General features: G+C 63.0%; 7 protein-coding genes. 4 read left to right on the top strand and 3 right to left on the bottom strand.

Annotated elements, in window-relative coordinates:
* Positions 1–553: 553 nt before the first annotated feature.
* The 4 genes from GCT13_RS34165 (at position 554) to GCT13_RS34145 (ending at position 6,517) form a co-directional block, all read left to right on the top strand.
* Positions 554–1,033: a DUF4863 family protein gene (locus GCT13_RS34165; protein ID WP_152765926.1), complete on the top strand. Its 480-nt coding sequence runs from the start codon at positions 554–556 to the stop codon at positions 1,031–1,033.
* 63 nt (positions 1,034–1,096) lie between these two features.
* Positions 1,097–2,698, top strand: coding sequence for a benzoate-CoA ligase family protein (locus GCT13_RS34160; RefSeq protein ID WP_152765924.1), 1,602 nt, complete (start codon positions 1,097–1,099; stop codon positions 2,696–2,698).
* A gap of 5 nt (positions 2,699–2,703) precedes the next feature.
* Complete coding sequence (locus GCT13_RS34155; RefSeq protein ID WP_193727827.1) at positions 2,704–3,549, top strand: alpha/beta fold hydrolase; 846 nt, start codon at positions 2,704–2,706, stop codon at positions 3,547–3,549.
* 853 nt (positions 3,550–4,402) lie between these two features.
* A complete protein-coding gene (locus GCT13_RS34145; RefSeq protein ID WP_152765918.1) occupies positions 4,403–6,517 on the top strand; it encodes a phosphocholine-specific phospholipase C in 2,115 nt (704 codons plus the stop codon).
* A gap of 93 nt (positions 6,518–6,610) precedes the next feature.
* Here the strand turns inward: GCT13_RS34145 and GCT13_RS34140 are convergent, their stop codons facing one another.
* The 3 genes from GCT13_RS34140 to uvrA form a co-directional block, all read right to left on the bottom strand.
* The gene (locus GCT13_RS34140) at positions 6,611–7,315 is read right to left on the bottom strand and encodes a glutathione binding-like protein (RefSeq protein WP_152765915.1); all 705 of its coding nucleotides are present in this window, start codon (positions 7,313–7,315) and stop codon (positions 6,611–6,613) included.
* Between the two features lie 144 nt (positions 7,316–7,459).
* Entirely contained in the window at positions 7,460–8,524 is a 1,065-nt protein-coding gene (locus tag GCT13_RS34135; RefSeq protein ID WP_152765913.1) for a DMT family transporter, read from the bottom strand.
* Positions 8,525–8,548: 24 nt separating this feature from the next.
* Positions 8,549–14,473, bottom strand: coding sequence for an excinuclease ABC subunit UvrA (gene uvrA / locus GCT13_RS34130; protein ID WP_152765912.1), 5,925 nt, complete (start codon positions 14,471–14,473; stop codon positions 8,549–8,551).
* Between the last annotated feature and the right edge of the window lie 149 nt (positions 14,474–14,622).

Raw genomic sequence — 14,622 nt, 5'->3', positions numbered from 1 at the left:
GCGAAATCGGAGACGATCGGTCGCAACACCACATGAACTAAGGTGCGTGTCAGTCGACAGCAACCATTTTGCATGTGATCAGGGTGGGTCATGGGCCGGAATACGCACCAAGGTGCGAACCCGGGTCGACACGCCGACTCTGGTCGACCGCGGATGCATAGAGCGGAGTGAGGCGATAAAGCGCCAACTTCGGTCGGTGCTCTGCATGGGACGGGAACAAGCGCTAATGCACTAACTTTCGTTGATGCTTTGCATGCGACGGGAGTCTGTGCCAAAGCGCCAACTCCGGTCGACCGCTCTGCATGCGACCGGAGCAAGCGCCAAAGCGCCAACTCCCGTCGACCGCTCTGCATGCGACCGGAGCAAGCGCCAAAGCGCCAACTCCCGTCGACCGCTCTGCATGCGACCGGAGCAAGCGCCAAAGCGCCAACTCCCGTCGACCGCTCTGCATGCGACCGGAGTAAAGCGCCAAAGCGCTAACTCCGGTCGACCGCTCTGCATGGGACCGGAGTAAGCGCTAAAGCGCTAACTCCGGTCGACACAGGAGACAAGCATGTCCACTCAGGACTTTCAGCGTCTGATTGTGAGCGTTACCGCGCAACTCACAGGCCGTCCGATCGACGCGTCACTGGCTGCATGGCTCGACGCGACCTGGCCTTCCGGTAGCGATACGTACCGCAAGCTTGCAAACGCATGCCGCACAGGTGTCGCCGAAGGCTGGCTGTGCAACCGCGAGCACGACGGCATCCGTTACGGCCGCATCATCAAGCCGACACCCGACACGCACGGCTTTTCCGTCGACGTCGTCGACATGCAGGACATTGCAGGTCCGCATCACATGCATCCGAATGGCGAAATCGATCTGATCATGCCGCTCAACGACGGCGCGACATTCGACGGCCACCCGGCCGGCTGGTGCGTCTATGGACCCGGCAGCGCACATCGGCCGACCGTCGCGAACGGACAGGCACTCGTTCTGTATCTGCTGCCGCAAGGTGCAATCGAATTCACACAGGACGCGTCGAGCGCCTGATAGGCATCCAGCCGCGCCCCACCTGCACTCATACGCACGCCGCCTCAATACGCCGGAGGACACATGGAAGCCTTGCTGGAATCGCGCCCGAGCGAGCCCGCGCCAAAAGTCGAAGCGCCGCCCGCGCAATTCAACTTCGCGTCGCATCTGTTCCGCCTCAACGACGTGCGCCCCGACAAACCCGCCTACATCGACGACGCGAGCGTCGTCACCTACGCGCAACTCGAAGACCGCGCGCGCCGTTTCGCCACCGCGTTGCGCTCGCTCGGCGTGCATCCCGAAGAGCGCATCCTGCTCGTCATGCTCGACACCGCAGAACTGCCGATCGCGTTTCTCGGCGCGCTGTACGCGGGCGTCGTGCCCGTCGTCGCGAACACGCTGCTCACGGCCGCCGACTATCTGTACATGCTCGCGCACAGCCACGCGCGCGCCGTGATCGCATCGGGCGCACTGCTTCCCAACGTCGAGAAGGCGATGCGCGAAGCGGAACACGATGGCTGCCTGCTGATCGCCTCGCAGCCGGTGCAGGTCGATCCGCCATCGGAATACATGTTGAACCGGTTGATCGACGGCGCTGAACCCATGTTGAAACCGAATGCATGTAGCGGCGACGACATCGCGTTCTGGCTGTACTCATCGGGTTCGACGGGGAAGCCGAAAGGCACGGTACACACGCACGCTAACCTGTACTGGACTGCCGAGCTTTACGCGAAACCGGTACTCGGTATCAGCGAACGGGATGTCGTGTTCTCGGCCGCCAAGCTGTTCTTTGCGTATGGCCTCGGCAATGCGCTGACGTTTCCGCTTTCGGTCGGCGCAACGGCCGTGCTGATGGCCGAACGGCCAACGCCCGACGCAATCTTCAGGCGCCTCGTCGAGCATCGGCCGACGATCTTTTACGGCGTGCCGACGCTGTACGCGAACATGCTGGTCTCGCCCAATCTGCCGCCGCGCGAGCAGGTCGCCATGCGCATCTGCGCGTCAGCGGGCGAAGCGCTGCCGCGCGAGATCGGCGAACGGTTCACCGCGCATTTCGGCTGCGAGATTCTCGATGGCATCGGTTCGACCGAGATGCTGCATATCTTCCTGTCGAATCGCGCAGGTGAAGTGGAATACGGGACGACGGGCCGTCCCGTGCCCGGATATGAAGTGGAGTTGCGTGACGAAGCGGGTCATCTCGTGACCGACGGTGAAGTGGGCGATCTGTTCATCAAAGGACCGAGCGCGGCGCTGATGTACTGGTCCAATCGCGAGAAGTCTCGCGCGACGTTTTTGGGTGAATGGATCCGCAGCGGCGACAAGTATTGCCGTCTGCCAAATGGCTGCTATCAGTACGCGGGCCGCAGCGACGACATGCTGAAAGTCAGCGGACAGTATGTATCGCCCGTCGAGGTCGAGATGGTGCTCGTGCAACATCCTTCCGTCCTCGAAGCGGCCGTCGTCGGCATCGATCATGGTGGTCTCGTGAAAACGCGTGCATTCGTCGTGCTGAAGCAAAGTGCCGATGCATGTGATGCACTCGCCGATGAACTGAAGTCGTTCGTCAAGGGCAAGCTGGCGCCGCACAAGTATCCGCGTGATATCGTCTTCGTCGACGATCTGCCGAAGACGGCAACGGGTAAGATTCAACGCTTCAAACTGCGAGAACAGCCAATCAGCTGTTGAACGGAATGTCCGAACCTGTTACGACCTTGCGCGACGACGCGAAGAGTGCGTCGATTGCATTGCCCGCCAATGCGCGACGCGGCGCGTTGGAGATCGAATACTGCTGGCTCAACGCGCATCTGACCGATGCGCCGCTGGCCGTGTTCCTGCACGAAGGGCTAGGGTCGGTCGCAATGTGGAAAGACTGGCCTCAGGTGCTGTGCGACAGGCTCAGCATGCGTGGTCTCGTGTACTCGCGCCCCGGCTACGGCCGTTCGACGCCGCGTCCGCACTATGTCAAGCTGCCCGTCGATTTCATGTCAGTGCAGGCCCGCGATGTACTGCCCGCGTTGCTCGATGCACTCGGTATCAGCGCTCACGAACGGCAATGCATGTGGCTGATCGGGCACAGCGACGGCGGATCGATCACGCTGCTTTATGCTGCCGCCTTTCCCGACGCACTGGCGGGCGCCGTCGTCATTGCACCGCACGTCTTCGTCGAGGACATTTCCGTTGCAAGCATTGCCGACGCGAAGACGGCGTATGAACAGTCCGGCCTGCGCAGCAGGCTCGCCCGCTATCACGACGACATCGATTCGGCGTTCTATGGCTGGAACGATGTGTGGCTGAGCGTGGCCTTCCGATCGTGGAGCATCGTCGATGAACTAAAGCACATTCACTGCCCATTGCTCGCCGTGCAAGGTCACGACGATCACTACGGCACGATGATGCAGATCGATACCATCGCGCAACACGCGCCGCAGACGCAACTGACGAAACTCGACAAATGCGGACACTCGCCTCATCGCGACGCGCCGCAAGCGCTCAACGATGCGATCGTCGCATTCGTCAACAAGCACAGCGACGCATAGCGCACACGCTGCATTGAAGTTCTCCACAGAATCCGTGCACAAGGTTGTGAGTAACCCGTGCAAGACCCGGACAAGTCATTGATGCGGTTCGAATTGGACACAATGCACGCGCCGCCGCACTGTTGATGAACTCTCGTTCGTGCTAAACCTGACACACGCTTTGTCCACAGAATCCGTGACCAACCCTGTGGACAACGTGCCGATAACGCACACAAGTCATTGAGCCGTCACACGGAATATGCGCTGCATCTCATGCAGCGCATTTCCGTCCGCGCTTTCCAATCAGTTCTTCTCCCGCCGCTTTCTGCACGCTTCTTTTCTGCTCGTTTTTCCGTATCCCTCCCCATCCACGCTTCACAATACCTACATACGCACTGGCTATCCTTTCGCGGCTCTCACCCCTGACGCCGGAGGATGAATGCCCGCTCTGCACGCCGCCGCACGTAGCCAGCGACGCAGACGTTTACGCCCTGCGCTCGCCGTCGTCGCTGCATCGATCGCGGTTGCAGCATGCAGCAACGGCGCCTCCACCGATGCATCGCAAGCACAGCAGCAACAGCAACAACAGCAACAACAGCAACAACAGACGCAGAGTCAGCCGCAATCGCACCTCGCGACGACCTTCAACGCCGTCCCATCGCAGTCAGCTTCACCCGCGAACCCCTCGCTTCAAGCACCGCAGTCAACATCCGCGCAGTCACAGGCCGCATCCGCCGGCGGCGCCAGCGCAGCGGATTCCGTCGTATTCGCACCACCCGTGATTCACACCGTCGATTGAGTTCTGCCCAGCACGGCTCCCGCCCCCGCATGGAAGCCGCCCCTTTCCGTTTCTTTCTTCACGATCGAAGCCAACATGACCTCAAAGAACCGCCGTGATTTCCTACGCGCCGCCGCCCAAGCAGCCGGCAGCGCGACTGCATTGAGCATGCTGCCCCTCGGCATCCGCAATGCGCTCGCGATTCCCGCCAACAACAAGACGGGCAGCATCCGCGACGTCGAGCACATCGTTGTGCTGATGCAGGAAAACCGTTCGTTCGACCACTACTTCGGCACGCTCAAAGGCGTGCGCGGCTTCGGCGATACGCGCGCGATCAATCTGCCAAACGGCAAGCCGGTGTGGCATCAGCCGGGGCTCGGCGGCGTCGGCGAAGTGTTGCCGTTCCGTCCGACCGCACCGAATCTCGGCTTGCAGTTCCTGCAAGACCTGCCGCATGACTGGCCCACGACGCATGGCGCGTGGAACAGTGGCCGCAACGACCAGTGGGTGCCGAACAAGGGCACGACGACGATGGCGTATCTCACGCGCGACGACATCCCGTTCCATTATCAGCTTGCTGATTCGTTCACGATCTGCGACGCGTACCACTGCTCGCTGATGGGCGCGACCGATCCGAACCGCTACTACATGTGGACCGGTTGGGTCGGCAACGACGGCTCGGGCGGCGGCCCCGTGGTCGACAACTCGGAGCTTGGCTACGGCTGGTCGACGTATCCGGAAGTGCTGCAAGCCGCGGGTATCTCGTGGAAGATCTATCAGGACATCGGCACGGGTCTGGACGCAAACGGCTCGTGGGGCTGGACGCAAAATCCGTATATCGGCAATTACGGCGACAACTCGCTGCTCTACTTCAACCAGTATCGCAACGCGCAGCCCGGCAGTCCGCTGTACGAGAAGGCGCGCAGGGGCACGAACGTGTCGGCGGGCGGTACGTATTTCGACGTGCTGCGTCAGGACGTGCAGAGCAACCAGTTGCCGCAGGTGTCGTGGATCGTCGCGCCCGAGGCATATTCCGAGCACCCGAACTGGCCTGCGAATTACGGCGCGTGGTACGTCGATCAGGTCTTGCAGATTCTCACGTCGAACCCCGACGTGTGGAGCAAGACCGTGCTGCTCATCAACTATGACGAGAACGACGGCTTCTTCGATCACGTGTCGCCGCCGTTCGCGCCGTCGTCGAAGGCGGATGGTCTCTCGACCGTCGATACGACAAACGAAATCTATCCGGGCGGCAACAGCGGCAAGTACGCGCCCGGTCCGTACGGCCTCGGGCCGCGCGTGCCGATGCTCGTCGTGTCGCCATGGTCGAAGGGTGGCTGGGTGTGCTCGGAGGTGTTCGATCACACGTCGGTGATCCGCTTCATCGAGAAGCGCTTTGGGCAAGGGCACAACCTCTCGGAGTCGAATATCACGCCATGGCGTCGCGCGGTGTGCGGTGATATGACGTCGGCGTTCAACTTCGACAATCCGAACGATGCGTTCCCGACGCTGCCGTCGACGACCTCATACAAGCCGCAGGACCAGAACCGTCACGCGGACTATATTCCCGTGCCGCCCCTCGTCGGCTCGGTGCCGAAGCAGGAACAGGGCGTGCGTCCCGCGCGCGCCGTGCCGTACGAACTGTTCGTGCGTATCGACGACAGCAGCAGCGGCAAGCTGTCGATGCGCTTCGTCAACACGGGCAAGGCCGGTGCGAACTTCCTCGTGTTCGCGGCGATGAGCGCGAATGCGCCCCGCACGTACACGGTCGAAGCGAACAAGCGCCTTGTCGATCAGCTCAACGTGAATGCCGATGGTACATACGACTTCACGGCGCACGGACCGAATGGCTTCCTGCGCCGCTTCGCCGGCACGCAGACGACGCAGCATTTCTGGAACAGTCACGATCAGGCGAAACCGGAAGTCGTCGAAGGCTACGATGTCGAGAACGGCAATTTGCAACTGCGTCTGAAGAACGACGGCAATGCGCGCTGCCAGTTCACGATCGTCAATGCGTACGATGCGGGCAGTCCCGTCAAGCACACGGTTCGCGGCGGCGATAGCGACACCGTGTACCTCGATCTGCGACACGTGTACGGCTGGTACGATCTGACGATCACTGTCGATAGCGACGCGTCGTTTGTGCGCCGCTATGCTGGTCACGTGGAGACGGGCAAGCCGGGCATGAGCGATCCGGCGCTCGGCATGTAACGTTCCGCAGGAAGGACCCAAGGCGAAGAAAGCCCGCGCCGTCAAAGACGGCACGGGCTTTTTTGGATTTGTCGAAACCTTGCAGATCGGTGCTTATCCGCGCTTTGGAATATCCAGCCCCCTCACGACAGCAGGACGCGCGAGAAACGCATCGAGTGCGCGCTTCACGTGCGGAAAGTTGTCGATCTCGACCAGATCGGCCGCCTCGTAGAAGCCGACAAGATTGCGCACCCACGGAAAGGTCGCGATATCGGCGATCGTGTACTCGTCGCCCATGATCCACCTGCGCGTCGCGAGCCGCTCGTTCAGCACGTTGAGCAGCCGCTTCGATTCATTGATGTAGCGGTCGCGCGGACGTTTGTCCTCGTACTCCTTGCCCGCGAACTTGTGGAAGAAGCCGACCTGGCCGAACATCGGCCCGATGCCCGCCATCTGGAACATCAGCCATTGAATCGTCTCGTAGCGGTCCGACGCGCGCTTCGGCAGCAGCTGGCCCGACTTGTCCGCGAGATAGATCAGGATCGCGCCCGACTCGAACAGCGGCAGCGGCTCGCCATCGGGGCCGTTCGGATCGATGATCGCGGGAATCTTGTTGTTCGGATTGAGCGACAGGAATTCCGTCGACATCTGATCGTTCGCATCGAAGCGCACTAGATGCGGCTCGTATGCGAGGCCCGTCTCCTCCAGCATGATCGATACCTTGACGCCGTTGGGCGTCGGCAACGAGTAGAGCTGGATGCGCTCGGGATGCTCAGCGGGCCACTTCTTCGCGATCGGGAAAACAGATGGGTCAGGCATGAAAGGTCCTCGTCGTTGATCGGCAAACAGACGGTCAATATAGACGCGTTGCGCCGTCTTTGCTTGTGCGAAGCCGTCGGGACGGGTCCAGTCCGCGGTTCGCCGCCCGTATGTGCGTGTGGCGACGGCATCGGTTGGCTGCCGTCAGTGCTGGTGCCGATGATGGATGTCGGGAAAGTGAGAGTGCGTGTGCGTGATGCACGCATGACGGTGCGCATGCGTATGCGGCTCCGAACCGTCCCAGTCGAAATCGTGCGCATGCTGATGATGCTCGTCGTGCCGATGCCGATGGTTGTGCTCGAGTGTATCGTGCGTGTGCTCGTGTATATGGCGCTCGCGCAAATGCAGCCAGATGCCAAGCGCCATCAACGCGGCTGCGATCCAGAAAAATAGAGGCGGCCTCTCGGGCCACAGCGCGAACGAAATGGCGACGCCGAACAACGGTGCCACCGAAAAATACGCGCCCGTGCGGGCCGAGCCGAGATGCCGCAGCGCGACCACGAACAGCACGAGGCTCACGCCGTAGCCCGCAAAACCAGCTGCCATCGACGCGACGATCAGTCCCGCTCCCGGCACGTGCGCACCCGACAACAGCGCGATGCCCGTATTCACGGAACCGGCAACCAGCCCCTTGATGCAAGCGATAACCATCGCGTCGTTGTTCGAGACCTTGCGCGTCAGATTGTTGTCAATGGCCCAGCACAGGCAGGCAGCGGCAACCAGCGACGCGCCCGCTCCCGCTCCGCCTCCTCCAGGCTGCCATGACAGCAGCACGCCGCCCGCGATGATCGCGACCATGCCGATAAACACCTGAGCGTCGACGTTCTCGCGGAACACGACCCACGCGATCAGCGCAGTGAATACGCCTTCCAGGTTCAGCAGCAGCGAAGCAGTTGCGGCAGGTGTCGCGTTCAGGCCGAACATCAGAAGGGCCGGTCCGGCCATGCCGCCCGCAGCGATTGCGCCGATCAGCCAGGGCACTTCTGCAAGAGGCATCGGATGCGCGTCCGGATGATCACCGCTGTGCCCGCGCCGCAATCGCCGGATCAGAATCGCGATAGCGAGTCCAACTCCGCTGCCGAGATAGAACAGCCCCGCCACCATGAACGGCGACAACGTACCGAGCAGCGCCTTCGCGAACGGCGTAGTCGCGCCGAAGAGGACGGCCGCCAGAATCGCAGTGAAAGCCGCGCTGTGACGTGTGTGCATGACCGTGCTTCCCATTGTGCGCCCTTACCCCGCGCTGACTCGCTTGCCGTCGGCGTCGTCGTCGGACATGCCAGCGGCGCGAGCCAGCACCGGCTCCAATGCGCGCCCGGTATGGCTCGCCGCAACGCGCACCAGCCCCTCGGGGTCCGTCGCCGCGACGATCGAACCGCCGCCCACGCCGCCTTCCGGCCCGAGATCGATGATCCAGTCGGCTTCGGCGATCACGTCCAGATCGTGCTCGATCACGACGACGCTATGCCCCGCGTCGGCCAGCCTGTGCAGCACGCGAATCAGCTTCGCAACGTCGGCCATATGCAGACCGACCGTCGGCTCGTCGAGCACGTACAGCGTATGCGGCGCCTTCTGTCCGCGCCGGGTGATGTCGTCGCGCACCTTGCTCAGCTCGGTGACGAGCTTGATGCGCTGCGCCTCGCCACCCGACAAGGTCGGCGACGGCTGGCCGAGCGTCAGATAGCCGAGGCCGACGTCCTTCATCAGCTGCAGCGGATGCGCAATGTTCGACATCGACGCGAAGAAGTCGACGGCCTCGTCGATTTCCATCGTCAGGACGTCGCCGATGTGTTTGCCACGCCACGTGACCGCAAGCGTTTCCGGATTGAAGCGCTGCCCATGACATACGTCGCACGGTACCTTCACATCAGGCAGGAAGCTCATGCCGATTGTGCGCACGCCTTGCCCTTCGCACGCGGGACAGCGGCCGTCGCCCGTATTGAACGAAAAACGCGACGCCGTATAGCCGCGCGCCCGCGCTTCGAGCGTGTCGGCAAAGAGACGCCGGATCGTGTCCCACACGCCGATATAGGTGGCGGGACACGAGCGCGGCGTTTTGCCGATCGGCGTCTGGTCGACTTCGAGCACGCGGTCGATCGATTCGAAACCGCTAATCGACTCGCACCCTTGCCACACATGCGTGACGTTCAGCGACGGCTTCGGCGCCGTGCGCGCAAGCACGCTCGACCGGCGGTTCGCCGCAGCCGACTGTTCACCCTGTTCGGTATGCGCAGCCTTGCGGGCGCGCCGGACAGCCGGCGACGACAGCACGGACCGGCCGACGGCATCGAGCAGATTCGTCATCAGCACGTCGCGAGCGAGCGTCGATTTGCCCGAGCCACTCACACCCGTCACGGCGACCAGACGCCCCAGCGGAATGCCGACCGTCACATCGCGCAGATTGTGCAACGCCGCGCCGTGCACGGTCAGCCAGTTATCGGGCATGGCCGGCGCGCGTTTCGTCGCGACCGATACCGGGCGTCGCGCCTGCAACGGATGCAGGATCGGCTGCGCGAGGAACTGGCCTGTCAGCGATCTGGACTGCGCGGACAGATCTCCAACGCGCCCCTGCGCGACCAGCGTACCGCCACGCTTGCCCGCGCCCGGACCGATGTCGATGATGTGATCTGCGCGGCGGATGGTGTCCTCGTCGTGCTCGACGACGACGAGCGTATTGCCCTTGTCGCCGAGCTTACGCAGCGCGTTCAGAAGAATCTGGTTATCGCGTGGATGCAAACCGATCGTCGGTTCATCGAGCACATAGCAGACGCCCTGCAGATTGCTGCCGAGTTGCGCGGCGAGACGGATACGCTGCGCTTCTCCGCCCGACAGACTAGGCGCCGCCCGATCGAGGCTCAGATAACCAAGGCCCACCTCTTCGAGGAACTGCAAACGGCTGCCGATTTCGCTGATCACATCGCGCGCGATTTCCGCGTCGCGGCCTTGCAGTTCGAGCCCATCGATCCAACGGCGCGTGTCCGACACGGTCCACTGCGCGACGTCGACGATGGACGTTTCGTCGAACGTCACCGCGCGTGCGGACGTATTCAGGCGCGTACCGTGGCAATCCGGACACGGCTCTTCACCGACGCCCTCCGGCTCCTGCTCGTCCGACGGCAAGGTCTGTTCGCGGCCGCGATTGTCGTCGACGAGCACGGTGTCGTCGTAAGCCGCGCGCTGCTCGCGCGTCAACGCCAGTCCCGTACCGACACAGGTCGTGCACCACCCGTGCTTGCTGTTATAGGAAAACATGCGCGGATCGAGTTCAGGGTAGCTGGTGCCGCACACCGGGCACGCCCGCTTGACGGAGAGCACCTTCACTTCGCCAACGTGAGCGGTCGTGCCGTTGCTGGTCATCGCATGTTCGAGGCCGTCGAGCGGCGCGAGCAGATGCATCACGCCCTTGCCCGCCTCGAGCGTTTCGTCGAGCAGCCGGCGCAGTTCCGCTTCCCTGTCCGCCGACACAACAATGTCGCCGACGGGCAGCTCGATCGTATGTTCGCGGAAGCGGTCGAGCCTCGGCCATGGATCGACGGGTACGAACTCGCCATCGACGCGCAGATGCGTATTGCCGCGCGCCTTCGCCCACTTGGCGAGGTCGGTATAGACACCTTTGCGGTTCACGACGAGCGGCGCAAGCAGACCGACGTGTTCGCCTTTGTGGTCACGCATCAGTTGCGCGACGATCGATTCGACGCTTTGCGACGTGACGGGCGCGCCGTCGTGGATGCAGTGCTGGATGCCGAGCTTCACAAACAACAGACGCAGGAAGTGCCACACCTCCGACGTGGTCGCGACAGTACTCTTACGGCCTCCGCGCGACAGACGCTGTTCGATTGCGACGGTTGGCGGAATGCCGTACACCGCGTCGACTTCGGGACGCCCCGCCGGCTGCACGATCGAGCGCGCATACGCATTCAGCGACTCCAGATAGCGGCGCTGCCCTTCGTGGAACAGTATGTCGAACGCGAGCGTCGACTTGCCGGAACCCGACACGCCCGTAATCACGTTGAACTTGCCGTGCGGAATGTCGACGTCGAGCGCTTTCAGGTTGTGCTCGCGGGCATTCACGATGCGCACGACGTCTTCGCCTTCCACTGCGCGCCGCGCGCGCGCCGCATTCAGCGCCGTTTGCAGCGGCGTGCCTTGCGTTGAGGCTTCGGCTTTTTCGGCTGCTTCCGTCGGCTCGATGCAGAGACCCATTGCGCTGTCATACTGCACGAGCGAGGCACCCGTATGCGAATCGGGGCATCGTTTGACGTCTTCGGGCGTGCCCGCGCACACGACGAGGCCGCCGCCGTCGCCTCCTTCCGGACCAAGATCGATCAGCCAGTCGGCTGCGCGAATCACGTCGAGGTTGTGCTCGATCACGATCAGCGAATGACCGCCCGCGAGCAGCTTGCCGAACGCCTGCATCAGTTTGGCGATGTCGTCGAAATGGAGACCCGTGGTCGGCTCGTCGAACATGAAAAGACGCGCCGCGCTCGCCTGCTTCGTGCCGCCGCGGGCCGTGCGCGCCTGAGCCGTTTCCGCGAGAAAGCCAGCGAGCTTGAGCCGCTGAGCCTCGCCGCCCGACAGTGTCGGCACCGGCTGCCCGAGCTTTACGTATTCGAGACCGACGTCGACGATGGGCTGCAACACGCGCAACACTTCGCCGTCACCCGCAAACAGGCCGACGGCCTCGTGCACCGTCAGTTCGAGCACTTCGGCGATGCTCAGTTCGCGCCCTTCGCGCTCAATCTTCACTTCCAGCACTTCGGGCCTGTAGCGGCTGCCGTCGCAGTCCGGACAGCGCAGATAGACGTCACTCAGGAACTGCATTTCGATATGTTCGAAGCCTGAGCCGCCGCAAGTCGGACAACGGCCGTCGCCCGAATTGAAGCTGAACACGCCCGCGCCATAGCCGCGTTGCAGCGCGAGTGGCACCTTCGCAAACAGCTTGCGGATTTCGTCGAATGCACCGACGTAGCTTGCCGGGTTCGAGCGCGTCGTCTTGCCGATGGGCGACTGATCGACAAACACGGCGTCGCTGATCTGCTCGACGCCCGCCAGGCTTCGGTGAGCGCCCGGCGCTTCCGTGGCCTTGCCGAGTTGCCGCGACAGCGCCGGATTCAGCACGTCCTGGATCAATGTCGATTTGCCCGAGCCCGAAACGCCCGTCACACACACGAGGCGCTGCAACGGAATTTCGACCGTCACATCGCGCAGATTGTGCTGACGCGCGCCCTCCAGCACGATGCGCGGCGTGCTTTCGTCGACGGGGCGCCGCGCCCAGTGCGCCGCGTCCGCAACGTGCTTGCGTCCGCCCAGATATTCGCCCGTCAACGTGCCGGCCGAACGAATGTTATTGGGCGTACCGTCGTAAATGATCGTGCCGCCGCGCTCGCCCGGTCCGGGTCCCATGTCGATCAGGCGATCGGCGGCAAGCATCACGGACGGATCGTGTTCGACGACGACAAGCGTATTGCCCGCGTCGCGCAGACGTTGCATCGCCTCGACGATCCGGTTCAGGTCGCGCGGGTGCAGGCCGATACTCGGCTCGTCGAGCACGAAGAGCGTCTTGGTCAGCGACGTACCCAAAGCGGTGGTCAGGTTGATCCGCTGCACTTCGCCGCCGGAAAGCGTGCGGCTCTGGCGATCGAGCGTCAGATAGCCCAGCCCCACATCGCACAGATACTTGAGGCGTGTGCGCACTTCGGCGAGCAGCAGTTTCAGCGCGTCGTCGAGCAGTGCACTCGGCAGCGTTATCTCGTCGAAAAAGCGGCGGATACGCTCGATGGGTAGCAGCATCAGATCATGGACCGTCAGGCCCGGCAACGCTTCGAGCTGCGCGCGGTTCCAGTCGACGCCGCGCGGCATGAAGCGCTGCGCCGGCTCGAGCACGGCGTCCGCGTTCTGCTTCGAGCCGAGGCGCCACAGCAGCGATTCTGTTTTCAGACGCGCGCCGCCGCATGTCTCGCACGGCGTGTAGCTTCGATATTTCGACAGCAGCACACGGATGTGCATCTTGTACGCTTTCGATTCGAGGTAGCCGAAAAAGCGCTTCACGCCGTACCACTGCTTCTGCCAGTCGCCATCCCAATCCGGCGAGCCGTTGATGACCCAGTCGCGCTCGGCTTCGGTGAGCTCGGACCACCGCGTGTCGCGGCGAATGCCCGCTTTCGCCGAATAGCGCATCAGGTCGTCCTGGCATTCTTTCCACGCGGGCGTCTGCATCGGCTTGATCGCGCCGCCGCGCAGCGTCTTTCGCTCGTCGGGAATCACGAGGCCCAGGTCGACGCCGATCACGCGCCCGAAGCCCCGGCAGGTGTCGCACGCGCCGTAGGCCGAGTTGAACGAGAACAACGCGGGCTGCGGATCGGCGTAGCGCAGGTCGCTGTCGGGGTTGTGCAGGCCCGTCGAGAAACGCCAGATTTGCTGACCAGCCGGCTCGCCTTGCGTGCCTTCCTGCGCCAGCACATAGACATTCACGCGCCCGCCGCCCCGCTTGAGCGACGCCTCGATCGCTTCGACCACGCGGGACTTTTCGACCTGATGGAGACGGAAGCGGTCGGCGACGACGTCGAGCACCTTGCGCATGCCCGTCGGCGACGGAACTTCACGCTGCGCCTGGACCCGCGTGTAGCCGCTCGCGGAAAGCCATTGCTCGACTTCCGCTTCGCTTGTCGAGTCAGGCAACTCGACGGGAAACGTGACGACGATGCGCGGATCGTCACCCGCCGTGCGCGCGCTCAGCTCGGCGTAAATCGTCTCCGGCGAATCGTGGCGGACGGCCTGCGCCGTCTTGCGATCGAACAGCTCGGCCGCGCGCGCGTAAAGCAGCTTCAGATGGTCGTTCAGCTCCGTCATCGTGCCGACCGTCGAACGCGAGCTGCGCACCGGGTTCGTCTGGTCGATCGCGATAGCGGGAGGTACGCCATCGACGCGGTCGACCTGCGGCCGGTCCATCCGGTCGAGAAACTGGCGGGCATACGCGCTGAAGGTTTCGACGTAGCGCCGCTGCCCTTCGGCGTACAGCGTATCGAAGACAAGGCTCGACTTGCCGGAGCCCGACGGTCCCGTCACGACGGTCATTTCGCCCGTGCGCAGGTCGAGATCGACGTTTTTCAGGTTGTGCTGGCGTGCGCCTCGAATTCGGATCGTTCCGTTAGATGACAATTTGACTGTCCGTCTGAATGAGTTGCCGGGGCATGCTGGCCGTAGGGTTGCGGCCACGGCTGCGCACCGCGAGATGGAAACAGGCGCGGCCTGTTTTCGAACTGTCTTCCGCGGCTCCGGATAGGTGAATACTATACTGTATGTTTATA

Source organism: Paraburkholderia franconis, from assembly GCF_009362735.1.
Taxonomy (GTDB): Bacteria; Pseudomonadota; Gammaproteobacteria; order Burkholderiales; family Burkholderiaceae; genus Paraburkholderia; species Paraburkholderia franconis.
This window is presented reverse-complemented; position numbering and strand designations above follow the sequence as displayed.